The following is a 21,104-nucleotide window of genomic DNA, read 5'->3' as shown; positions in this document are numbered from 1 at the left end:
CCGCATCAGTCTCCGTGAAGGTCGCGGACGTGGCAGCCGGAGACTCTGGCGTCGGGATGGAGCTTTCCGGTGCCGACGAGGAGAAAGCGCTCGAGGTGTTGTTCGAGGAGCTGGACCTGTTCCTGGCCGCCAGGAACGGCGCTCACGGAGCATCCGTCATCATCGCGAAGTATCTGAAGACGCGCGGTTGCTGAAGCGTCAGAAGCCCCACCGAGGAACCTTCTCGGTGGGGCTTCTGCGCGGGGTGTCAAGGAACGGCAGCCCTAGACCACCGCGCCGCGGCCCGGGTCGTCGTCCTCGTCGTCGTCCTGGGCCATGCGCGCGACCAGCGTTGCGAAGCCGCCCAGGAAGCCGCCGATGCCCAGGGTCGTCAGCCACCAGGTCATCTCCCACTGCAGCAGCACCGCCAGGAGCAGCAGCACCGGGCCGCCGACGACCGCCAGCCAGGCGAACTTCGACGTGGTGTCCGCCTCCGGGAGCTCCGGCTCCGGGGGGACGAAGTGGCCCTCGTCCGCCGGCTCCGCGAGCGAGTGGTCGCGGGGGCCCGGGCCGGGGGCGCCGACACCCGGGGCGAAAACCACCGAGCTGCCCAGCGCGGCCGGGGGCTCCGGCTCCGGCCTGGGCTCCGGCTTCGGCTCGGCCTTCGGCTTCGGCTCGTGCTCGTCCTCGGGCTGCGAACCCCCCGCGGACTGCGGCTCCGGCGGCAGTGGCTTCACGTCTTCCTCCGGCAGCAGGAGGTTCTCGATCGGCTTGAACGGCCGCGACCCCGGCGGGTCCGGCGGCTCCTGCCCGTACCCGGCGACGATGGCCGCCCACGCCGCTTCCTCGTCCAGCGGCGGAACCCCGCCCGACTGCTCCTCGTGCTCAGCCACCCGCCTGCGCCCCCTCCCTGCCCACGCTCTCCGCCAGTCGGCCGACGAACGCATAGCTGTCCGCGAAGATCCGCTCCGCGTCATGATCCAACGTCGCGACGTGGTAGCTCTGTTCCAGCAGGGTCTCGGTGACATCGGTGGACGAGATCCGCGCCAGGATCCGCGCCGAGTCGGCCGGCGGTACGACGTGGTCCTGCGGGCTGTGCAGCAGCAGCACGGGCTGCGTGACCTGCGGCAGCTCGGTGTCCACCAGCTGGAAGAACTTCCGCAGCGAGTGCGCGGCCCGCGTCGGGACCCGGTCGTATCCCACCTCCTCCGACCCGGGCTTCGCGATGTCGCTCGCGATGCCCGGCGTCGAACGGATGAAGTGCTGGGCCACCGGCAGGGCGAAGGCCAGCGGGTCGTGCACCTTGTTGGCCGGATTGACCAGGACGATGCCGCTGATGGCGTCCCCGTGCCTGGCCGCCAGCCGCAGGGTCAGCGCCCCGCCCATGGACAGCCCGAACACGAACACCTGCTCGCACCGGTCCAGCAGCTCCCGCAGCGCCCGGTCCACCTCGGCGTACCAGTCCTGCCAGCCCGTGAGCTGCATGTCCTGCCAGCGCGTCCCGTGCCCGGGCAGCAGCGGCAGCGACACCGTGAGCCCCCTCCCGGCGAGATACTCGGCCCAGGGGCGCAGCGACTGCGGGGAACCGGTGAAGCCGTGGCAGAGAAGGACGCCGACCTCTCCGCCCTCGTGGCGGAACGGCTCGGCTCCAGGGAGGACGGGCACCAGGGTCTCCTTGATCACGAGGTACATCAGGTGGGTGCGTTGCTCTGTGTGACTTCACCGTACGCGACCGGGGTGACACCGACCAGGGCCGTCGGGCCGCTGCCGGGAGAGCCACGGGATATGGTCTGATCGACAGACACAGGAAGGCTTAAGAGTTGATCTACGGCGCAATGAAGTTCTCCATCGGCGGTTCCCTGAAGCTCGCCTTCAGGCCGTGGGTGGAGGGCCTCGAGAACATTCCCGCGGAGGGGCCGGCGATCCTCGCGAGCAACCACCTGTCCTTCTCCGACTCCTTCTTCCTCCCGGCCGTACTGGACCGGAAGGTCACCTTCATCGCGAAGGCGGAGTACTTCACCTCCCCGGGCGTCAAGGGCAAGCTGACGGCCGCCTTCTTCAAGGGCGTCGGCCAGCTCCCGGTGGACCGCTCCGGTGCGCGCGGGGCCGGTGAGGCCGCCATCAAGAGCGGCATCGAGGTCATCGAGCGGGGGGAGCTGTTCGGTATCTACCCCGAGGGGACGCGTTCACCCGACGGCCGGCTCTACCGCGGCAAGCCCGGCGGCCTGGCCCGCGTGGCCCTCGCCACCGGCGCCCCCGTGATCCCGGTGGCGATGATCGACACCGAGAAGATCCAGCCGCCCGGCAAGGTGGTCCCCAAGCTGATGCGCCCGGGCATCCGGATCGGCAAGCCGCTCGACTTCAGCCGCTACCACGGCATGGACGGCGACCGGTTCATCCTCCGCTCGGTGACCGACGAGGTCATGTACGAGATCATGAAGCTTTCCGGCCAGGAGTACGTGGACATCTACGCCACCGCGGCCAAGCGCCAGATCGCCGACGCCGAGAAGGCCGCCGCCAGGGCCGAGAAGGCTGACAAGGCCGACAAGGCGGAGAAGGCCGAGAAGGCCGAGAAGGCCGACGGCGCGGCGGAGTAACGACGGGCGAACCGCCCGCGGGGGTGGGGGAGATGGCGAAACGCGAACGCGTCGTGCGCATGTCGGTCGAGCAGCCGCTCTGGCGCGCCCTGACGGTGTACCGGCTGCTGACCATGGTCTACGCCGTGGGGCTGTTCGCTTCCGCGTACAAGCGGTTCGACCGCCCCGGCATCGCGGTCGGCTACCTCGCCGTCCTCGCGGTCTGGACCCTGGCCACCCACGGCAAGGTGGCGAACGCGGCCAGCTGCACCAAGCGGTTCCTCGGCGTCGACCTCGCCGTCGCCCTCGTCGGGATCCTGCTCACCCCGCTCGCCGACACCCAGGAGCGGATCGCCGCCGGCGGCCCCACCCTGCCCACCATCTGGACGGCCGGCTCGGTCCTCGCCTTCGCCATCAAGGGCGGCTGGCGCTGGGCGTGCGTCGCCTCCACCTTCGTGGCCGTGGCCAACATCGCCGTCCACGGCGGCGACCCCACCCGGGACGCCCTGCACAACGTCCTGCTCGTCTGGGTCGCCTCCGTGGCCATCGGCTACGTCGTCGAGGTGGCCCGGGCCAGTGAGGCCACCCTCGCCCGCGCCCTGGAGATCGAGGCGGCCACCCGCGAACGCGAGCGCCTCGCCCGCGACATCCACGACGGGGTCCTCCAGGTCCTCGCCATGGTCCAGCGGCGCGGCACCGAACTGGGCGGCGAGGCCGCCGAGCTGGGCCGGATGGCCGGGGAGCAGGAGGTGGCGCTGCGCTCGCTGGTCTCCAGCGGGCTGGTGCACCCCTCCCGGGTCTCCCGCGACGAATCGCGCGGCGCGCTGGTGGACGCGTACGAAGTGGACGAACCCGGCGACGCGGACGGCGGCGAGCTGGACCTGCGCACGCTGCTCGCCCCGCACGCCGGGTCCCGGGTGAGCTTCGCCGAGCCGGGCACCGCGGTGCCGCTGCCGGCGCCCGCGGCGAAGGAACTGGCCGCGGCCGTCGCAGCCGCCCTCGACAATGTGCGCAAGCATGCCGGGGACGGTGCCCGTGCCTGGATCCTGCTCGAGGACTGGGGCGACGAGGTGATCGTGACGGTCCGGGACGACGGCCCGGGCATCGCGGCGGGCAGGCTCGACCAGGCCGAGGGCGAGGGCCGGATGGGAGTGGCCCTGTCCATCCGCGGCCGGCTGCGTGATCTCGGCGGCAGCGCCGAGCTGGTGTCCGTCCCCGGACAGGGCACCGAGGTGGAACTGAAAGTACCGAGGGGGAGGACCCAGTGAGCGAACCGCACGAGATCAAGGTGATGGTCGTCGACGACCATCCGATGTGGCGGGACGCGGTCGCCCGCGACCTGGCCGCCGCGGGCTTCGACCTGGTGGCCACCGCCGGCGACGGCCCCGAGGCCGTGCGCCGGGCCCGTGCCGTCACCCCCCACGTCCTGGTCCTCGACCTCAACCTCCCCGGCATGCCCGGCGTCCAGGTCTGCAAGGAGCTGGTGGGCGCCAACCCCGCCCTGCGGGTGCTGGTCCTGTCGGCCAGCGGCGAGCACGCGGACGTCCTGGAGGCGGTGAAGTCCGGCGCGACCGGCTACCTGTTGAAGTCCGCCGGCGCCCAGGAGCTGATCGACGCGGTCCGCCGCACGGCGGCCGGCGACCCGGTGTTCACCCCGGGCCTCGCCGGACTGGTGCTCGGCGAGTACCGGCGGCTGGCCACCGACCCGGCGCCCGCCGCCTCCGACGAGGCGAAGGCGCCCCAGCTGACCGACCGGGAGACGGAGGTCCTGCGGCTCGTGGCCAAGGGGCTCTCGTACAAGCAGATCGCGGAGCGGCTGGTCATCTCCCACCGCACGGTGCAGAACCACGTCCAGAACACCCTGGGCAAACTCCAGCTGCACAACCGCGTGGAGCTCGTCCGGTACGCGATCGAACGGGGCCTCGACGACGCGTAGCCGGTGGCGTCGGTCGTACTTATGTCCCCGTACGAGTGAACGAGCGTACGCAACGCCCCGTAATTCCGCCCGAATTGACTCTTCCAGACCTCTCGCTGTGACCTGGGTCACCACTAGCGTGGCCGTCATGGCGAAGGGAGATGCAATGAAGGTCGGAGTGCTGACCGGCGGCGGTGACTGCCCCGGGCTCAACGCGGTGATCAGGGCCGTCGTCCGCAAGGGCGAGCAGGAGTACGGCTACGGGTTCATCGGGTTCAAGGACGGCTGGCGGGGCGCGGTCGAAGGGGCCACGGTCCCCCTCGGCATCCCCGCCGTCCGCGGGATCCTGCCCCGGGGCGGCACCGTCCTGGGCTCCTCGCGCACCAACCCGTTCAAGGTGGAGCACGGGGTCCGGCAGATCAAGGACAACCTCGCCAAGTACGAGGTGGACGCGCTCATCGCGATCGGCGGCGAGGACACCCTCGGGGTCGCGGCCAAGCTGTACGAGGAGTACGGCATCCCCTGCGTCGGCGTGCCCAAGACCATCGACAACGACCTGTCCGCGACGGACTACACCTTCGGTTTCGACACCGCCGTCGGCATCGCGACCGAGGCCATCGACCGGCTGCACACCACGGCCGAGTCGCACATGCGCGTCCTGGTCGTCGAGGTGATGGGCCGGCACGCCGGCTGGATCGCCCTGCACTCGGGGCTCGCGGGCGGCGCCAACGTCATCCTCATCCCGGAGCAGCGCTTCGACATCGACCAGGTGTGCGCCTGGGTGACCTCCCGGTTCAAGGCGAGCTACGCGCCGATCGTCGTGATCGCGGAGGGTGCGATGCCCACCGACGGGGACCTGGTGCTCAAGGACGCCACCAAGGACTCCTTCGGGCACGTCCGGCTGTCGGGCGTCGGCGAATGGCTGGCCAAGGAGATCGAGGCGCGGACCGGCAAGGAGGCCCGTACGACGGTGCTCGGGCACATCCAGCGGGGCGGTACGCCGAGCGCCTTCGACCGGTGGCTGGCGACCCGCTTCGGGCTGCACGCGATCGACGCGGTGCGCGACGGGGACTTCGGCAAGATGGTCGCGCTCAAGGGGACGGACATCGTGCGCGTGCCCATCGCCGAGGCCACGGCGAAGCTGAAGACGGTGGACCCGGCGCTGTACCGGGAGGTCGGGGTCTTCTTCGGCTGAGCGGCAGTGCGGACCCATGGGTCGTAGGGTGACAAAACGACCCATGGGGACGAGGTACGGGAGCCGGCGTGGAGATCCTGGCATTCGGTGTGACCGCCGACGAGAAGCCGCTCCTGGAGCGCGCCTTCGACGGGCAGCACGAGGTGCGCTGTCTCGACGTGTTCCTGAGCGAGGACACCGCGCCCATCGCGGCCGGGTACGAGATCGTCTCCTCCAGCGTGAACGCCGATCTGGGCGGCCGGGTGCTGCGGACCCTCGCGGCGGGCGGTACGAAGCTGGTCGCCCAGCGCTCCACGGGCTTCAACAACATCGACCTGGACGTGGCCCGGCAGCTCGGCATGACGGTCAGCCGCGTCTCCTCCTACTCGCCGTACGCGGTGGCCGAGTTCGCGTGGGCCCTGGCGCTGGCCGTGAACCGGCGGATCGTCCGCGCCTCGAACCGGACCCGGGACTTCGACTTCCGGCTGAACGGGCTGATGGGCCGGGACCTGCGCGGCCGCACGGTGGGCGTGCTCGGCACCGGCAAGATCGGCGAGGCGTTCACCCGGATCGCGCACGGCTTCGGGATGAACCTGCTCGGCTGGGACGTCGCGCAGAACCCGGCCTGCGTCGAGCTCGGCATGAAGTACGTGGACAAGGACGAGCTGCTCGCGTCCTCGGACCTGATCAGCCTGCACGTACCGCTGCTGGAGTCCACCCACCACCTCATCGACGCGGCGGCGCTGCGGCTGATGCGGGACGACGCGATCCTGGTGAACTCCAGCCGCGGCGGGCTGGTCGACACGGACGCGCTGGTCGCGGAGCTGCGGGCGGGGCGGTTCGCCGGGGTGGGGCTCGACGTGTACGAGGCCGAAGCCGGGGTGTTCTTCCTGGACAAGTCCCTGGAGGCCGTCGAGGACGACACCCTGGCCCGGCTCGTCACGTTCCCGCACGTGGTGGTGACCTCGCACCAGGCGTATTACACGACGGACGCGGTGGGGCAGATCATCGACACCACCGTGCGCAACGTGGCCGACTACCTGGCCGGCCGGCGGTCGCAGAACACCCTGGTCCCGGCGGTCTGACCATGGCCACATCAGTCGCCCCCGCCTGGATCGCCGGCGGTTTCGTGGTCCTTACCGCAGCCGTGACCGCGTGCGTGACCCTGTGGAACAGCTATCGCCAGCGGCTGGACCAGCTTGTCATCACCGCCCTGTCCCACATGGGTGGAGGGTCCCAGGAACGCAGCAGCGCGGTGGCCGCACTGACGGCTGTCAGAGGGACACCCCACCGGAAGCTCGGGCGGATCCGGAGACGGAAGTGGGCACGCTACGCACCGGCGGTTCGTGAGCAGCTGTTCCGTCAGCTCATGTACGTCCTGAACCACGGCGAGCGGCGCTTCCACAGCCACGAGGTGGAGAACATCATTGCGATGACCGAGTGGCTCTTGACCGACGAGAACCTTGGGTGGAAAGACGACGGGCAGCGGGAGCGACTCGCCCGATCGCTCCAGGCGTACGCGGCGAAGGCGCGGCAGATGACCGTGGGCACGAATCCGTCCGTCGAGGAAGTCCTGCGCAACTCGCGGAGGTGGGCCCGCGAGCTCAGGAACTCTGGAGGCCGGAGCGGTCAGACCGCTCCGACCGGATCTCCCGCTCCCCGCGCCGCGGTCAGGCCGGGGCCGTGACCCCCGTCAGGAGTTCGCGCAGCAGGTCCGCGCCGCGGAGGGTGAGGACCGACTCCGGGTGGAACTGGACCCCCGCGAAGCCCCCCTCCGCCGAGCGGAGGGCGTGGACCTCGCCCGTGGCCGGGTCGCGGGAGACCTCCACCCCCGCGGGCTCCGCTCCCGCATCGCACCGCGCGGTGTACGTGTTGTAGAAGCCGACCACCTCCTGCGCCCCGAACAGGTCGATCCGCGTCTGCGCCCCCTGCGCCGGCTCCGCCTTGCGGACCAGCGGCAGCCCCAGCTCCGCCGCCAGCAGCTCGTGGCCCAGGCAGACCCCGAGCAGGCCGTGCCGGTGCCCCGCCAGGAGGTCCGCGGCCAGCCCGCGCAGCATCCGCATCTTCGGGTCGGCCGCGTCGGCCGGGTTCCCCGGGCCCGGGCCCAGCACGATCGGGCCCTCCCAGGCCAGGGCCGCCGCCCGCAGCCCCGGATCGTCGTAGCGGCGTACGGTCACCTCCAGCCCGGCCACCCTCAGCACGTGGGCCAGCATCGCGGTGAACGTGTCCTCGCCGTCCACCACCAGCGCGTGGCCGGCCGGCGCGGCCGGCTGCTCCTGCATGCGCAGCCAGAAGGGGGCCAGGTCCGCCCGCCGAGCCGCCAGGGCGGCCTGCACCCGGGGATCGTCCGCCAGCCGCGCCCCCTCGAAGGCCGGGCGGGGCGCCGCCGGCCGGACCCCGAGCGCCGCCAGCACCCCGGCGGCCTTGGCGTGCGTCTCCGCCACCTCGCCCGCCGGATCGGAGTGCCGCACGAGCGTGGCGCCGACCGGCACCCGCAGCACCCCGTCCCCGTCGATGTCGGCGGTGCGGATGAGGATGGGGGAGTCGAGGGTCTGCCCGCCCGCGGCGTCCACGCCCAGCAGGGCCAGCGCTCCGGCGTAGTAGCCGCGCCCCCCGGCCTCGTACCGCTCGATCACCCGGCAGGCGTTCTGCACCGGCGAGCCGGTCACGGTCGCCGCGAACATGGTCTCCCGCAGCACCTCCCGCACGTCCAGCGAGGACCGGCCGCGCAGCTCGTACTCGGTGTGCGCGAGGTGCGACATCTCCTTCAGCCGCGGCCCGACGACGACCCCGCCCATGTCGCCGACGGTGCACATCATCTTGAGTTCCTCGTCGACCACCATCGACAGCTCCTCGGTCTCCTTGCGGTCGCCGAGGAAGGCGAGCAGGGACTCCGCGGTCGGGCCCGCGGCCGGATGGCGGTACGTCCCGCTGATCGGGTTCATCACCACCGTCCGGCCGGACATCCGCACGTGGACCTCGGGGCTGGCCCCGACCAGGGTGCGCTCGCCGGTGTGGACGACGTACGTCCAGTACGCCCCCCGCTCGCCCTCCAGCAGCCGCCGGAACAGGGCCAGGGCGTCCGCGCGGCCGAAGCCGCCGATCCGGCCCCCGTAGGTGCGCCGGATGACGAAGTTGGCGCCCTCCCCGCGGCCGATCTCGTCCTCGATGACCCGCCGGACGATCGCCGCGTACTCCTCGTCGGGCACGTCGAAACCGCCCCCGTCGACCCGTACGGCGTGCGCGGGCAGCGCGGCCAGCGCTTCCGCGAGCGGGATCTCGTACGCCTCCTCGGCCGCCAGCACGCTCAGCGGCGTGCCGTCGTCGCGTACGTCGAACCCCCGCTCCCGGATCTGCCGGAAGGGGATCAGGGCGAGGGTGGGCAGCTCCCGGACGGGCAGGTCGGCGAGGCGCTCGGCCTCGTGGACCGGGCCGAGCAGCACCTCGACGGTGTCGTGGTCGCGGCCGGGGGTCCGCCTGCGCAGCAGGGCGAACGGCGGGCAGGAGTCGTCGAGCAGTCGGCTGAGGTTCATTCGGAGCGGCGTCCTTCCGGTGGGAGGAGCGGCCCCTGGTCTGCGCGCGAAACGCGGAAGGCCGCCCCTGTGGGCGGCCTTCGCGTCGGTGGTGTCTTTACGTACGCGCGAGGAGTGGGCCGCCGGAAGCGGGCCACCACCAGTTCAGGTTCGTGTGCGCGTACATGCTGCGCACCTTAGCCCACACCGGGCTCCGGGCGCCGGAGGCGTCTCGCGCCGCGGAACACGGAAGGCGGTACGCGGAAGGCGGTACGCGGCACGAGCCGTGGATTCCGGATTTTCGGGCTCCGTCAACCCTCGAGCCGCTTCCGTCTCACCAGATGGTCGTCAGGCTGGACGGGGCGAATGACACCGTAATGTGTACGAGGTGACCGTGAACGCTGAAACCCAAGCCCCCGCCGCCAAGGCGACCTGGCGAGACCTTCCCGCGGCGCAGCAGCCTTCGTACCCCGATGCCGAGGCTCTGCGCGCTGTCGTCGCGGACCTCGAGTCGTATCCTCCGCTCGTCTTCGCGGGCGAGTGCGACCAGCTGCGCGCCCGCCTGGGAGCCGTCGCCAAGGGCGAGGCGTTCCTGCTGCAGGGCGGCGACTGCGCCGAGGCCTTCGACGCCGTGTCCGCCGACCACATCCGCGCCAAGCTGAAGACGCTGCTCCAGATGAGCGCCGTCCTGACGTACGCGGCCTCCGTGCCGGTCGTCAAGGTCGGCCGCATCGCGGGCCAGTACTCCAAGCCGCGCTCCAAGGACACCGAGACCCGCGACGGCATCACCCTGCCGACGTACCGCGGCGACTCCGTCAACGGCTTCGCCTTCACCGAAGAGGCCCGGATCCCGGACCCCGAGCGGCTCAAGCGCATGTACCACGCATCGGCCTCGACGCTGAACCTGGTGCGCGCCTTCACCACCGGTGGCTACGCCGACCTGCGCCAGGTGCACGCCTGGAACCAGGACTTCGTGAAGTCCTCCCCGTCCGGGCAGCGCTACGAGCAGCTCGCGCGGGAGATCGACAACGCGCTGAACTTCATGAAGGCCTGCGGCACCGACCCGGCCGAGTTCAAGGCCGTCGAGTTCTACGCCTCGCACGAGGCGCTGCTGCTCGACTACGAGGGCGCGCTGACCCGCACCGACTCGCGGACCGGCAAGCTGTACGACACCTCGGGCCACATGGTCTGGATCGGTGAGCGCACCCGCCAGCTGGACCACGCGCACATCGAGTTCTGCTCGCAGATCGCCAACCCGATCGGCATCAAGCTCGGCCCCACCACCACGGTGGACGAGGCGCTGACGTACATCGACCGGCTGGACCCCGAGCGCGAGCCGGGCCGCCTGACCTTCGTCGTCCGCATGGGCGCGGACAAGGTCCGCGACAAGCTCCCCGAGCTGGTCGAGAAGGTCACCGCCTCCGGCGCGACCGTCGCCTGGGTCACCGACCCGATGCACGGCAACACCTTCGAGGCGGCCTCCGGCCACAAGACGCGCCGTTTCGACGACGTGCTCGACGAGGTCAAGGGCTTCTTCGAGGTCCACAAGGGTCTGGGCACCCACCCGGGCGGCATCCACGTCGAGCTCACCGGTGACGACGTCACCGAGTGCGTGGGCGGCGGCGACGAGATCTTCGTCGACGACCTGCACCAGCGCTACGAGACGGCCTGCGACCCGCGGCTCAACCGCAGCCAGTCCCTCGACCTGGCGTTCCTGGTCGCCGAGATGTACCGGGACCAGTGAGCACGATCTTCACGACGTAGCTTCCTACGACGATGGGGCGCGGATCGATGTGATCCGCGCCCCATCGTCGTATCCGGGTCTTTTAGGTGACCCTAACTTTGGGTACGGTTAGGTAAGCCTCACCGAATCGGGGATGGCTCGCCGAACCGTTCCGCTCAGGGAGGTGAACCGCGTGTACGTCTGCTCTTGCTTCGGGATCACCGACAAGCAGGTCAAGGACCACGCGGCTGCCGGGGCCTGCACCCCGCGCCAGATCGCCTCGGCCACCAAGGCCGGCACCGACTGCGGCTCGTGCGTGCGCACCATCCAGGGCATACTCGGGCGCGGCGCGTGCCCCCGCCGGGAACTGCTCGAGAAGGGCAACGCGGCGGCCGTGCTCGCCGCCGACGTGCCGTCGGCCCCGGCCCCGGCGCCCTCGCTGGTGGAAGCCGCCTAGAGCGGCTGCCGGATCGGCTGCCCGGGCGGCTGACGGATCGGCCGGCTAGCTCGGCTGCTCGATCAGCTGCGCGATGTACAGCGGCTCGCCCAGCGACTCGATGAGCTCCAGCTGGGTGTCGAGGTAGTCGATGTGGTGCTCCTCGTCCGCCAGGATCTCCTCGAAGAGGCGGGCGGAGGTGACGTCGCCCTTGCCGCGCATGACCTCGATGCCCCGCTTGAGCCGGTCGATGGCCTCGACCTCGACCTGGCGGTCCGCCTGGAACATCTCGGTGATCGTCTGGCCGACCCGTACGTGGAAGAGCCGCTGGTAGTTCGGCAGGCCGTCGAGCATCAGGATGCGCTCGGTGATCTTGTCCGCGTGCTTCATCTCGTCGATGGATTCTTCACGCGTGTACTTGGCGAGCTTGGTCCAGCCCTTGTTGTCCTGGATGCGGTAGTGCAGCCAGTACTGGTTGATGGCGGTCAGCTCGCCGGTCAGCTGCTCGTTCAGAAACTCAAGGACCTCGGGGTCGCCCTGCATCGCAGAGGCTCCTTCCAGGCAATGTCATTCATGACGGGGCTGGGGGGTACTCCCGGCCGCGGCCGGGGGATTGGCCGCATCCTTGCACTGCCGCTGTGGGGCGTCCAGTAAGTGCCTCCTTAGTGGGAGTTGCCGCGACTTGCCCGAATCGGTCCAGACCTGGTCATGACCACCCGTCCGCGTCTGTCACCATGGAGTCATGGGTCAGCCGGAAAGCCGGGAATCTCCGGGAGCAGAGCAGACGGAGCTTCCACCGGGGCAGCGGCTGCAGCGGGGCTGGCCGGTCACCCACTACGGTCCGGTACCCAAGTTCAAACCCGACCGCTGGGAGTTCCGCGTCTTCGGCGCGACGGCCGACGGTGACAAGCACTGCTGGAACCACGAGCAGTTCACGGCGCTGCCGTTCGAGTCGGTCGTGGCGGACCTGCACTGCGTGACGAAATTCAGCATGCCGGGCGCCGAATGGGGCGGTGTGCTCGCCCGTACGATCCTCGCCCTGGCGCCGCCCGCGCCGCAGGTGACGCACGTGATGGTGTGGGCCGAGTACGGCTTCAGCTCCAACCTGCGGCTGGCCGACTTCGCCTCCGAGCGGACCGTCTTCGCCACCCATCAGGGCGGTGAGCTGCTCACCGCCGAGCACGGGTTCCCCCTGCGCCTCGTCGTCCCGCACCTGTACGCGTGGAAGGGCCCCAAGTGGGTCCGCGGCGTCGAGTACATGACCGCCGACCGCCGCGGCTTCTGGGAGGAGCGCGGCTACCACAACATCGGCGACCCCTGGCGCGAGCAGCGCTACTCGTACCAGGAGGAGCCGGGGGACGGCCCCGAGCTGTAGGGGGTATCCGCCTTTCGGCGGTCAGTGGTACTGGTGGACGACCGCGTGGCCCTTGCCGCGGCCGATCATCCACTTGTTGACCGGGACCGTGATCACGAAGGCGGCCGCGAGCGCGATCGCGAGGACCGACCAGAACAGCGGGTCCGAGAGGTGCGCGTCCATCGCGCCGGGCCACAGGGCGATCACGCCGTTGTCGATCAGTTCCATGACGGCGATCGAAAGGGTGTCCGCGGCGAGCGCCACCCGGACGGCCGTACGGAAGTCAACTCCGGCGGCGAGGATCCCGCGCAGGGTGAACGCGTAGCCGAAGAGGAACGCGAGAGCGATCGCCAGGGTCATCGTCGGGACGTTCCCCCAGCCCAGCGCGGTCCCGATGACCATGCCGAGCACCTCGCCGATGGCGCACCCGGTGAGGCAGTGCAGGGTGGCCCGGGCGGCCATGGCCCAGCCGGCGGGTCCGTACTGCTCGTGCTGGCCGTGCTGGCCGTGCTGCTGGTGGCCGTGGTGGCCGTGGTGGCCGTGGTGGCCGTGGCCGTGGTGGTCGTGCTGTGCGTGGTGTGCGTGTTCCATGTCGACCCCCTGGGAAAAGCCGGATGGCGGTTCCGCCGATAGAGCAGAACCGTATACCCCCCGGGGGTATTCCTCAACGGGTCGGTGTCACTGGCCGCCGCGCAGCTCCTTCAGCAGCGCCACGTCCGCCGCGTGCCCCTCCTTGCCACCGGGGGTCTCGATGATCAGCGGTACGCCGTCCATCGCCGGATGCGTGAACAGCTCGGCGAAGGCCTCGCGGCCGATGTGCCCCCGGCCGACGTTGGCGTGCCGGTCCTTGTGGGCGCCGACCCCTTCCTTGGAGTCGTTCGCGTGGACCAGCTTCAGCCGGCCCTCGCCCACCGTGTCCACCAGCAGGTCCAGCGTCAGCTTCGTCCCGCCCGGCTCCGCCAGGTCGTGGCCGGCCGCGAAGATGTGGCAGGTGTCCAGGCAGATCCCCAGCTTCGGATGGTGGTCGAGCGCGTCGAAGTACGGACCGAACTCCTCGGCCCGCGAGCACAGCGACGAGCCCTGCCCGGCCGTGGACTCCAGCAGCAGGAACGGGTCGTCGTCGTGCACCAGCTCATCCAGGAGCGGCAGCATGTGCTCCCTGACCTGCGCGTACGCCGCCTCGCGCGGGCGGCCTCCGGTGGCCGAGCCGGTGTGCACGACCACTCCGAGCGCACCGATCTGCCGGGCCCGGCGCAGCGAATGGCGCAGGGACTCCACCGACTTCTCGACGGTCGCCTCGGTGTGCGAGCCGAAGTTGATCAGGTACGGGGCGTGCACATAGGCGGGGAGCGACTCCTCCGCGCACCCGGCCCGGAACAGTTCGTCCTGCGCCGGATTGCCGACCGGCGTGGCCCAGCCGCGCGGATTGGCGACGAAGACCTGCACCGCCTCGGCGCCCATCTCCCGGGCGTACGTGAGCCCGACCGAGGCGAGCCCGCCCGCGACGGGGACGTGCCCGCCCACCGGATTGCGTATCACCGCTGCTCACAGCCCCTTGGTCTTGATGACGACGATGGTGCCCTCGGGGGCGTTCTGGCCGCCTGCCACGGACTGGGATTCCACGGTCTTGCTGAAGGAGAGGAACGGCCGCTCCACCTTGACCTTGAAGCCCGCGCCCTCCAGGGCCTTGCGCGCCTCGTCCACGTCCTTGCCGGTGACGTCCGGGACGGGGAGCTGGCGGGGCCCCTTGGAGAGGGTCAGCGTCACGGTGTCCCCGGCCGCGGCCTGGGTTCCGGCGCCCACCGACTGGTTGGCGACCGTACCGGCCGGGGAGGGGGCGTTGACCTGTTCGGGCGCCGTGGCCACCTTCAGGCCGAGGCCCTCCAGCGTCGACCGTGCCTGCTCGAAGGGGAGACCGGCCACGCTGGGCACCGGGACCGGGCGCCCCTTGCTGACGATCAGGGAGACCGCCGTGTCGGGGGCCCGCTTCTCGCCGCCCGCCGGGCTGGTGCTGATCACCGAGCCCTGGGCGATGTCCTGGCTGAAGGCCTGCGTGACGACGCCCGGGGCCAGCCCGGACTTCGTCAGCTCGGCCTGGGCCTCCTCCAGCGGGCGGCCCTTGAGGTTGGGCACGGCCACGACCTCGGGGCCGCGGGAGATGGTGAGGACGACCGCGTCGTTGCCACGGATCTTCTTGCCGCCGCCGGGGGTGGTCGCCATGACCGTCCCGCGCTCGAAGGCCTCGCTGAACTTCCGGTCGATCTTCTTGACGCCCAGTCCGGCGGCGGAGAGTTCCGAGCGGGCCTGGACCTCCGTCTTGCCGAGGAGGTTGGGGACCTTGGTGAACTGGCCGGAGTTGATGTACCAGACACCCGTGCCGAGGCCGAGGGCCAGCAGGACGCCCGCGATGACCAGGAGCACGCCGCGGCGTGGCCTGCGCGCCTCCGCCGGCGCGGGGGCCGGCGGGAGGGGCGGCGGAACCTGCAGCCGGGAGGTCTGGTGCAGGGGCTGGTGCACGGCGACCGGGCGCGGGATCACGCCGGTGCGGTCCTCGCTGGCCGTCCGCTCCCCGGCGCGCGCCTGCGGCGGTACGGCGTCCAGCTCGGTGTCGCTGAGCTGGGCGCGGGCCTCGCGGGTGAGGCCGAGCAGGGCCGCGGCGTCGTGGGGGCGCAGCTCCGGGTTGCGCGCGGTGGCCTGCGCCACGAGCTCGTCGAGGCCGACGGGCAGGCCGGGGACGGTGGCGGACGGGGGCGGCACGTCCTCGTTCAGGTGCTGGTAGAGCACCTGGGCGGGGGAGCCGCCGGTGTGCGGCTTGGAGCCGGTGAGCATCTCGTAGAGCACGACACCGCAGGCGTAGACGTCCACGCGGGTGTCGGTGACGCCGTTCTCGATCTGCTCGGGAGCCAGGTAGGAGACGGTGCCGAGGACGGAGCCGGTGGTGTTGGTCACCGAGTCCACGGACCGGACCAGCCCGAAGTCGGCGACCTTGACCCGGCCGTCGTCGCCGATCAGGACGTTCTCCGGCTTCATGTCGCGGTGGACGAAACCGGCCCGGTGCGCGGCGCCGAGGGCGGCGAGCACGGGCTCCAGGATGTCGAGCGCGGCCCGCGGCTGGAGGGCGCCGCGCTCGCGGAGCACGTCGCGCAGGGTGCAGCCGGAGACGTACTCCATGGCGAGGTAGACGTACGGCCCGTCCGTGCCCTGGTCGAACACGGCGACCACGTTGGGGTGGGCGAGCCGGGCCACGGACTTGGCCTCCCGGATGAACCGGTCGACGAAGGCGGCGTCCGCGGCGAGGGCCGGGTGCATCACCTTCAGGGCCAGCACGCGGTCGAGGCGGGTGTCCACGGTCCGGTAGACCGTGGCCATGCCGCCCGCCGCGATGCGGGCGTCGACGCGGTAGCGGCCGTCGAGCACGCGCCCGACGAGGGGGTCATCCAGGGTCGTATCCACCCGGCGATTCTACGAGCGCGGCGTGGCCCCCCGGCCCGGACGGGTCGCCTTGCAGCCCAGCTGTGACGTGGGCGGGGGGTCCGGGTTCACGCGGGTCGGGCGGGGGCTTCGGGGGGCCTGATGCCCGGAAGGCTCGTCAGGGAGGGTTTGGGGGTTTCCCGTCAGTCCCACTGTCTCTCCGGGTCGGGCCGGCCTGTCAAGGGCGCTCCCTTCGGTCGCGTCGCTACGCGATGGCCTCCGGCCACCCTTGACAGGCCGTCCCGCCCCGGAAAGCCAAGGACTGTCGGGAAGCCCCCAAAAGAACGGTCCACTGGTTCACGATCACGGGCAGGGGGCATCAGGGACGCAGGGCCCAGCTCCCGGTGGCACACCCCGCCCGGCCCGACCGGAAACCGAAGGCGGGGCGGGGGCGGGGGCCGACATGCGCGCCAGATCGCTACGCGCTCCTCCTGTCTCAGCGTCCGGCCTCCGTCTGGGGTCCCACCCGCACCAGGTGGCGACGAGAAGCCCCCGGGGAGCGGGTGGGCGCACCAGATCGCTCCGCGCTCCTCCCGTCTCGGCGTCCGACGGCCGTCTGGGGCCGGACATATGCCGCCCACGGTCGCCACGGATGCCCCCTCACGCGGGAGCGGGCAATTTGCCCCTATTTGAGAGGGCGGGGGAGGTGAATGGATCAGCTGACGGAGTCTGATGGCGGGTATACCGGCGTCAGACTCCGGTAGGGGGCTTCATGCGCCTGCGACCACCCGCAGGGGGCGAGGAGAGGGGCCAAAGGCGCCCCATTCGGCGCGGTTTGGGCCCCAGACGGGGGCTGGACGCTGAGACGGGAGGAGCGCGTAGAGATCGGACGCGCCCCAACCCCTCCCCGAGGGCTTCTCGTCACCCTCCAGTGCGGGTAAGGGCCCCAGACGGGGGCTGGACGCTGAGACGGGAGGAGCGCGTAGCGATCTGGTGCGGAGGCAGCGCCCCGGCTTCGCTCGCCGGTCGGGCCGGGCGCAGACCGTACCCGGGGGCCCGGGCCCTGGATCCCTGATGCCCCCTGCCCGTGATCGTGAACCAGTGGACCGTTCTTTTGGGGGCTTCCCGACAGTCCTTGGCTTTCCGGGGCGGGACGGTCTGTCAAGGGTGGCCGGAGGCCATCGCGCAGCGACGCGACGAAGGAGCGCCCTTGACAGGGCGGCCCGCCCCGGAGAGACAGTGGGACTGACGGGAAACCCCCAAATCCTCTCTGATGAGCCCCGAGGGCATCAGGCCCCCCGAAGCCCCGGCCGCCCGCTCGCCTCGCCCCGCCCCGGAGGGTCGAGGGGGAGACAGCGGGCCCGCGCCGCAAGCCCCGTACGCCCCGCCCCGCCCCACCCCTCAGAACGCCGGGCGTTCCGGGTCCAGGGCTGCGCGGCCCTCCGTAGGAGACGAGGCTTCGGCGAAGCGGCGTTGCGGGATGCGCCCCGCGCGGAACGCGAGCCGTCCCGCCGACACCGCGTCCCGCATGGCCGCCGCCATCAGGGCGGGGGCCTGCGCCCGCGTCACCGCGGAGGCCAGCATCACCGCCGCGCACCCGAGTTCCATGGCCAGGGCCACGTCGGAGGCCGTTCCGGCGCCCGCGTCGAGGATCACCGGGACCCCGGCCCGTTCCGTGATCAGCTCGAAGTTGTGCGGGTTGCGGATCCCCATGCCGGACCCGATCGGCGAGCCCAGCGGCATGATCGCCGCGCAGCCCGCGTCCTCCAGCTTGCGGGCGAGTACCGGGTCGTCGTTGGTGTAGGGGAGGACGGTGAAGCCCTCGTCCACCAGGGTCTCGGCCGCGTCCAGCAGCTCGACGCCGTCCGGCAGGAGGGTCCGCTCGTCCGCGACCACCTCCAGCTTGATCCAGTCCGTGCCCAGGGCCTCGCGCGCGAGGCGCGCCGTCAGCACGGCCTCGCCCGCCGTGAAGCAGCCCGCCGTGTTGGGCAGGACCGCGATGCCGAGCTTCGAGAGCACGGACAGGACGGAGCCCTGGACCGTCGGGTCCAGCCGCCGCATCGCCACCGTCGTGAGCTCGGTGCCCGAGGCCACCAGGGCCCGTTCCAGTACGTCCAGGCTCGGGGCCCCGCCCGTACCCATGATCAGGCGCGAGGAGAAGGTCCGGCCGCCGAGCGTGAAGAGGTCGTCCGCCATCCCGCTCAGCCTCCCTGGACCGCGGTGAGGACCTCGACCCGGTCGCCCTCGCCCACCGGCGTGGCCGGCCACTGGCCGCGCGGCACCACGGTCTCGTTGAGCGCGGCGGCGACCCCGGAGGGGGCCGCGGTCAGGGTGGCGACGACCGCGTCGAGCGTGGTGCCGGCCGCGACCTCGCGCGGCTCGCCGTTGACGGAGATGGTCATGCGTAGGACTCCTGACGTGCGGCGGAGAACCGGCGGGGGGTGAAGGGGCGGGCGATCTGCGGCAGTTCGCCGGTGGTCAGCAGATCCGCCAGCACGTCGCCGGTGAGCGGGGTCAGCAGCACCCCGTTGCGGTAGTGCCCGGTGGCCAGGTGCAGGCCCGGCAGGTGGGTCGGGCCGAGCAGCGGGGCGTTGTCGGGGGAACCGGGGCGCAGTCCCGCCCGGGTTTCCACCAGCGGGAGTTCGGTGATGCCGGGCACCAGTTCGTGGGCGTCGCGCAGGAGTTCGTAGACCCCGCCCGCGGTGACCGTGGTGTCCCAGCCGAGTTCCTCGCTGGTGGCGCCGATGACGAGTTCGCCGTTCTCCCGCGGCACCAGGTAGACGTGGCTGCCGCGCACGACCGCCCGTACCGTCCGCGACAGGAACGGCGCGTACGCCTGCGGTACCGACAGCCGCAGCACCTGACCCTTCACCGGCCGTACGGGGGCCGCCACCTCCGGCGGTACGCCGGCCAGCCGGCCGCTGAGCGAGCCCGCCGCCAGCACCACCTGGCCGGCGCGCAGCTCCGTGCCGTCGTGGAGCACGGCGCCGGCCGCCCGGTCCGCGGTGACGAGCAGCCGCTCCGCGCCCGTCCGGTGGACGTCCACCCCGGCCCGCTCGCAGGCGGCCAGCAGGGCGGCCGCGAGCCGGCGGGGGTCGACCTGGTGGTCGCCGTCCACACGCAGCCCGCCGCGTACGCCGGGGGCCAGCATCGGCTCCAGGCGGCGGCACTCGCGGCCGGTGAGCCACTCCGAGTCCAGGCCGCAGCGGCGCTGGAGGGCGTGCAGCTCGCGCAGGTGGAGCCGGTCGTCGGCGTCCAGGGCGACGGCCAGGGTGCCGCAGGCGCGGTAGCCGATGTCCAGACCGCCGCTCGCCTCGGCGAGCTCGGCGGCGAACTCCGGATAGCGCGCGGCGGAGGCGAGGCCGAGGCCCAGCAGGGCCTCCTCGCCGTAGTGCAGCTCCGTGACGGGAGCGAGCATCCCGGCCGCGACCTGGGCGGCGCCGCCGCCGGGGGCCGGGTCGGCCAGTACGGTGCGCAGTCCGCGCCGGGCGGCCCGCCAGGCGGTGACGAGCCCGATGATCCCGCCCCCGATGACGAGGACGTCGGATCCCTTTCGAGATGAGTGCATGGGCGTCCAGCCCCTCCCTTCGCCGGCATGACCCGGATCAGGTTCGTACGGTCGGAGGCCGTCCAGCCTCCCTCTCAGCCCGGTGCGCCCGGACTCCCGCGATAGGTACGGTGGCCAGACTAACCCCGCCGTGGACGGCGGGTAAGGGGCACCTATTCCTGACGGGCCGTCAGGTGAATAGGGTGGCCGGGTGAACGAGCAGACGGAACAGACTGAGAACGGCGTCGTCATCGCGGGCGCCGGAATGGCCGGTGTGCAGACCGCGGTCGCCCTGCGCGAGCGGGGATTCACCGGCCCCGTGACCCTGCTGGGCGCCGAGCCCCACCAGCCCTACGACCGGCCCCCGCTGTCCAAGGCGGTCCTGCTCGGCAAGGCCGAGGACTCCGCCTTCGACGTGGACTTCGAAGGGCTGGGCATCGAGCTCCGGCTCGGCGTGGAGGTCACCGGGCTGCGGGCCGCCGAACGCGAGCTGGACACCGAGGCGGGGCCGGTCCCGTACGACGTCCTCGTCCTCGCCACCGGCGCGCAGCCGCTGACCCTGCCCGGAACCGACGGGGTCCCGGGCGTGCACCTGCTGCGCACCCTGGACGACGCGGCGCGGCTGCGCCCCGTACTGGCGGCCGCGCCGTCGGTCGTGGTCGTCGGGGCGGGCTGGATCGGCGCCGAGTTCGCCACCGCCGCCCGCGCATCGGGCTGCGAGGTGACCGTGGTCGAGGCCGCGGACCGGGTCCTGGCGGGCGCGCTGCCCGCGGAGGTGGCCGCGCCGATGGCCCGCTGGTACGCGGAAGCGGGCGCCGAGCTGATCACCGGCGCGAAGGTCGCCGGGGTCGAGGAGGGCCGGGTGCTGCTCGCGGACGGCCGCGCCCTGCCCGCCGGTGCGGTGGTCGTGGGCATCGGCGCGCGCCCCGCCACCGACTGGCTGGCCGGGACCGGCGTGGCGCTCGGCCCCGACGGCTCGGTCACCGCCGACGCCCACCTGCGGACCACGCTGCCCGGGGTGTACGCCGTCGGCGACTGCGCCTCCTTCCCCTCGGCCCGCTACGGGACCCGGCTGCTCGTGCACCACTGGGACAACGCCCTCCAGGGGCCGCGGGCCGTCGCCGCGAACATCCTGGCCGGGGAGCCGGTCGAGGCCTACGACCCGGTGCCGTACTTCTGGTCCGAGCAGTTCGGGCGCTTCGTCCAGTACGCCGGGCACCACGGCGGGGCCGACACCCTGCTCTGGCGCGGCGACCCCGCCGAGCCCTCCTGGTCGGTGTGCTGGCTGAAGGACGGCGCGCTGGTCGCGGTGCTGGCCGTGGGCCGGCCGCGGGACCTGGCGCAGGGCCGCCGCCTGATCGAGACGGGGGTCCCCGTCGACCCCGCCAAGGTCTCCGACCCGGGGACCCCGCTGAAGTCCGCGTCGGCCTGACGGCCGACGGGGCTCCGCCCGTACCCCGCGCCGCACACGCCGGCG

General features: G+C 72.0%; 21 protein-coding genes and 1 riboswitch. Of the genes, 11 read left to right on the top strand and 10 right to left on the bottom strand.

From position 1 onward, the window contains the following. The first annotated feature begins 29 nt into the window (after positions 1-29). Positions 30-194, top strand: a complete 165-nt coding sequence (locus tag ACZ6I1_RS14120) for a hypothetical protein (RefSeq protein WP_469286831.1) — start codon at positions 30-32, stop codon at positions 192-194. A 69-nt stretch (positions 195-263) separates the two neighbouring features. Here ACZ6I1_RS14120 and ACZ6I1_RS14115 read toward each other — a convergent pair whose 3' ends face one another. Both ACZ6I1_RS14115 and ACZ6I1_RS14110 read right to left on the bottom strand, forming a co-directional pair. Continuing rightward, complete coding sequence (locus ACZ6I1_RS14115) at positions 264-872, bottom strand: hypothetical protein (RefSeq protein ID WP_469286829.1); 609 nt, start codon at positions 870-872, stop codon at positions 264-266. Continuing rightward, positions 865-1,644 carry an alpha/beta hydrolase gene (locus ACZ6I1_RS14110; protein WP_469286828.1) on the bottom strand — a complete coding sequence of 260 codons (780 nt, stop codon included), beginning with the start codon at positions 1,642-1,644 and terminating at the stop codon, positions 865-867. Before ACZ6I1_RS14110 ends, ACZ6I1_RS14115 begins: the two co-directional genes overlap by 8 nt. 170 nt (positions 1,645-1,814) lie before the next feature. On the opposite strand from ACZ6I1_RS14110, the gene ACZ6I1_RS14105 reads away from it, so the two are divergent. From ACZ6I1_RS14105 to ACZ6I1_RS14080, 6 genes are all read left to right on the top strand, one after another. After that, positions 1,815-2,576 (top strand): lysophospholipid acyltransferase family protein, encoded by a 762-nt coding sequence (locus tag ACZ6I1_RS14105; protein ID WP_469287062.1) that lies wholly within the window; start codon positions 1,815-1,817, stop codon positions 2,574-2,576. Between the two features lie 32 nt (positions 2,577-2,608). Continuing rightward, positions 2,609-3,823, top strand: coding sequence for a MacS family sensor histidine kinase (macS, locus tag ACZ6I1_RS14100; RefSeq protein WP_469286826.1), 1,215 nt, complete (start codon positions 2,609-2,611; stop codon positions 3,821-3,823). 23 nt (positions 3,824-3,846) lie between these two features. After that, positions 3,847-4,491, top strand: coding sequence for a response regulator transcription factor (locus ACZ6I1_RS14095; RefSeq protein WP_362300331.1), 645 nt, complete (start codon positions 3,847-3,849; stop codon positions 4,489-4,491). 145 nt (positions 4,492-4,636) lie between these two features. Beyond that, on the top strand, positions 4,637-5,665 hold the full coding sequence (locus tag ACZ6I1_RS14090) for a 6-phosphofructokinase (RefSeq protein WP_469287060.1): 1,029 nt from the start codon (positions 4,637-4,639) through the stop codon (positions 5,663-5,665). 68 nt (positions 5,666-5,733) lie between these two features. Continuing rightward, positions 5,734-6,729, top strand: a complete 996-nt coding sequence (locus ACZ6I1_RS14085; protein ID WP_469286824.1) for a 2-hydroxyacid dehydrogenase — start codon at positions 5,734-5,736, stop codon at positions 6,727-6,729. Between the two features lie 284 nt (positions 6,730-7,013). Continuing rightward, positions 7,014-7,331, top strand: coding sequence for a hypothetical protein (locus ACZ6I1_RS14080; RefSeq protein ID WP_469286822.1), 318 nt, complete (start codon positions 7,014-7,016; stop codon positions 7,329-7,331). On the opposite strand, the gene ACZ6I1_RS14075 is transcribed toward ACZ6I1_RS14080, so the two are convergent. Next, positions 7,315-9,177, bottom strand: a complete 1,863-nt coding sequence (locus ACZ6I1_RS14075) for an anthranilate synthase family protein (RefSeq protein WP_469286820.1) — start codon at positions 9,175-9,177, stop codon at positions 7,315-7,317. The two genes, ACZ6I1_RS14080 and ACZ6I1_RS14075, sit on opposite strands and share 17 nt — an antisense overlap. Before the next feature lie 358 nt (positions 9,178-9,535). Here ACZ6I1_RS14075 and ACZ6I1_RS14070 point away from each other — a divergent pair, with 358 nt between their 5' ends. Continuing rightward, positions 9,536-10,900 (top strand): class II 3-deoxy-7-phosphoheptulonate synthase, encoded by a 1,365-nt coding sequence (locus ACZ6I1_RS14070; protein WP_446587597.1) that lies wholly within the window; start codon positions 9,536-9,538, stop codon positions 10,898-10,900. A gap of 172 nt (positions 10,901-11,072) precedes the next feature. Continuing rightward, positions 11,073-11,336 carry a (2Fe-2S)-binding protein gene (locus ACZ6I1_RS14065; RefSeq protein WP_469286818.1) on the top strand — a complete coding sequence of 88 codons (264 nt, stop codon included), beginning with the start codon at positions 11,073-11,075 and terminating at the stop codon, positions 11,334-11,336. Between the two features lie 45 nt (positions 11,337-11,381). On the opposite strand, the gene bfr is transcribed toward ACZ6I1_RS14065, so the two are convergent. Continuing rightward, entirely contained in the window at positions 11,382-11,858 is a 477-nt protein-coding gene (gene bfr, locus ACZ6I1_RS14060; protein ID WP_329386555.1) for a bacterioferritin, read from the bottom strand. 199 nt (positions 11,859-12,057) lie between these two features. Between bfr and ACZ6I1_RS14055 the strand changes: the two genes are divergently transcribed. Further along, positions 12,058-12,690: a sulfite oxidase-like oxidoreductase gene (locus ACZ6I1_RS14055; protein WP_469286816.1), complete on the top strand. Its 633-nt coding sequence runs from the start codon at positions 12,058-12,060 to the stop codon at positions 12,688-12,690. 21 nt (positions 12,691-12,711) lie between these two features. Here ACZ6I1_RS14055 and ACZ6I1_RS14050 read toward each other — a convergent pair whose 3' ends face one another. The 6 genes from ACZ6I1_RS14050 to thiO all read right to left on the bottom strand — a co-directional run bounded on the left by ACZ6I1_RS14050 (position 12,712) and on the right by thiO (position 19,648). After that, positions 12,712-13,260, bottom strand: a complete 549-nt coding sequence (locus ACZ6I1_RS14050) for a DUF4396 domain-containing protein (protein WP_469286815.1) — start codon at positions 13,258-13,260, stop codon at positions 12,712-12,714. 87 nt (positions 13,261-13,347) lie between these two features. Beyond that, positions 13,348-14,205, bottom strand: a complete 858-nt coding sequence (locus ACZ6I1_RS14045; protein WP_469287058.1) for a deoxyribonuclease IV — start codon at positions 14,203-14,205, stop codon at positions 13,348-13,350. Positions 14,206-14,214: 9 nt separating this feature from the next. Then, positions 14,215-16,122: a Stk1 family PASTA domain-containing Ser/Thr kinase gene (gene pknB / locus ACZ6I1_RS14040; protein ID WP_469286813.1), complete on the bottom strand. Its 1,908-nt coding sequence runs from the start codon at positions 16,120-16,122 to the stop codon at positions 14,215-14,217. A gap of 1,359 nt (positions 16,123-17,481) precedes the next feature. Then, entirely contained in the window at positions 17,482-18,276 is a 795-nt protein-coding gene (locus ACZ6I1_RS14035; RefSeq protein ID WP_469286811.1) for a thiazole synthase, read from the bottom strand. Between the two features lie 5 nt (positions 18,277-18,281). After that, positions 18,282-18,482, bottom strand: coding sequence for a sulfur carrier protein ThiS (thiS, locus tag ACZ6I1_RS14030; protein WP_469286809.1), 201 nt, complete (start codon positions 18,480-18,482; stop codon positions 18,282-18,284). Then, positions 18,479-19,648, bottom strand: coding sequence for a glycine oxidase ThiO (gene thiO / locus ACZ6I1_RS14025; RefSeq protein WP_469286807.1), 1,170 nt, complete (start codon positions 19,646-19,648; stop codon positions 18,479-18,481). Before thiO ends, thiS begins: the two co-directional genes overlap by 4 nt. Further along, positions 19,646-19,758, bottom strand: a riboswitch (TPP riboswitch). It overlaps the preceding gene by 3 nt. Positions 19,759-19,892: 134 nt before the next feature. Here thiO and ACZ6I1_RS14020 point away from each other — a divergent pair. Continuing rightward, a complete protein-coding gene (locus ACZ6I1_RS14020; protein WP_469287056.1) occupies positions 19,893-21,059 on the top strand; it encodes an NAD(P)/FAD-dependent oxidoreductase in 1,167 nt (388 codons plus the stop codon). Positions 21,060-21,104: the final 45 nt, after the last annotated feature.

The sequence above is a fragment of the Streptomyces sp. NPDC046303 genome, from assembly GCF_055588085.1.
The sequence above is the reverse complement of the archived record's forward strand: the minus strand, read 5'-3'. Positions and strand labels throughout refer to the sequence as shown.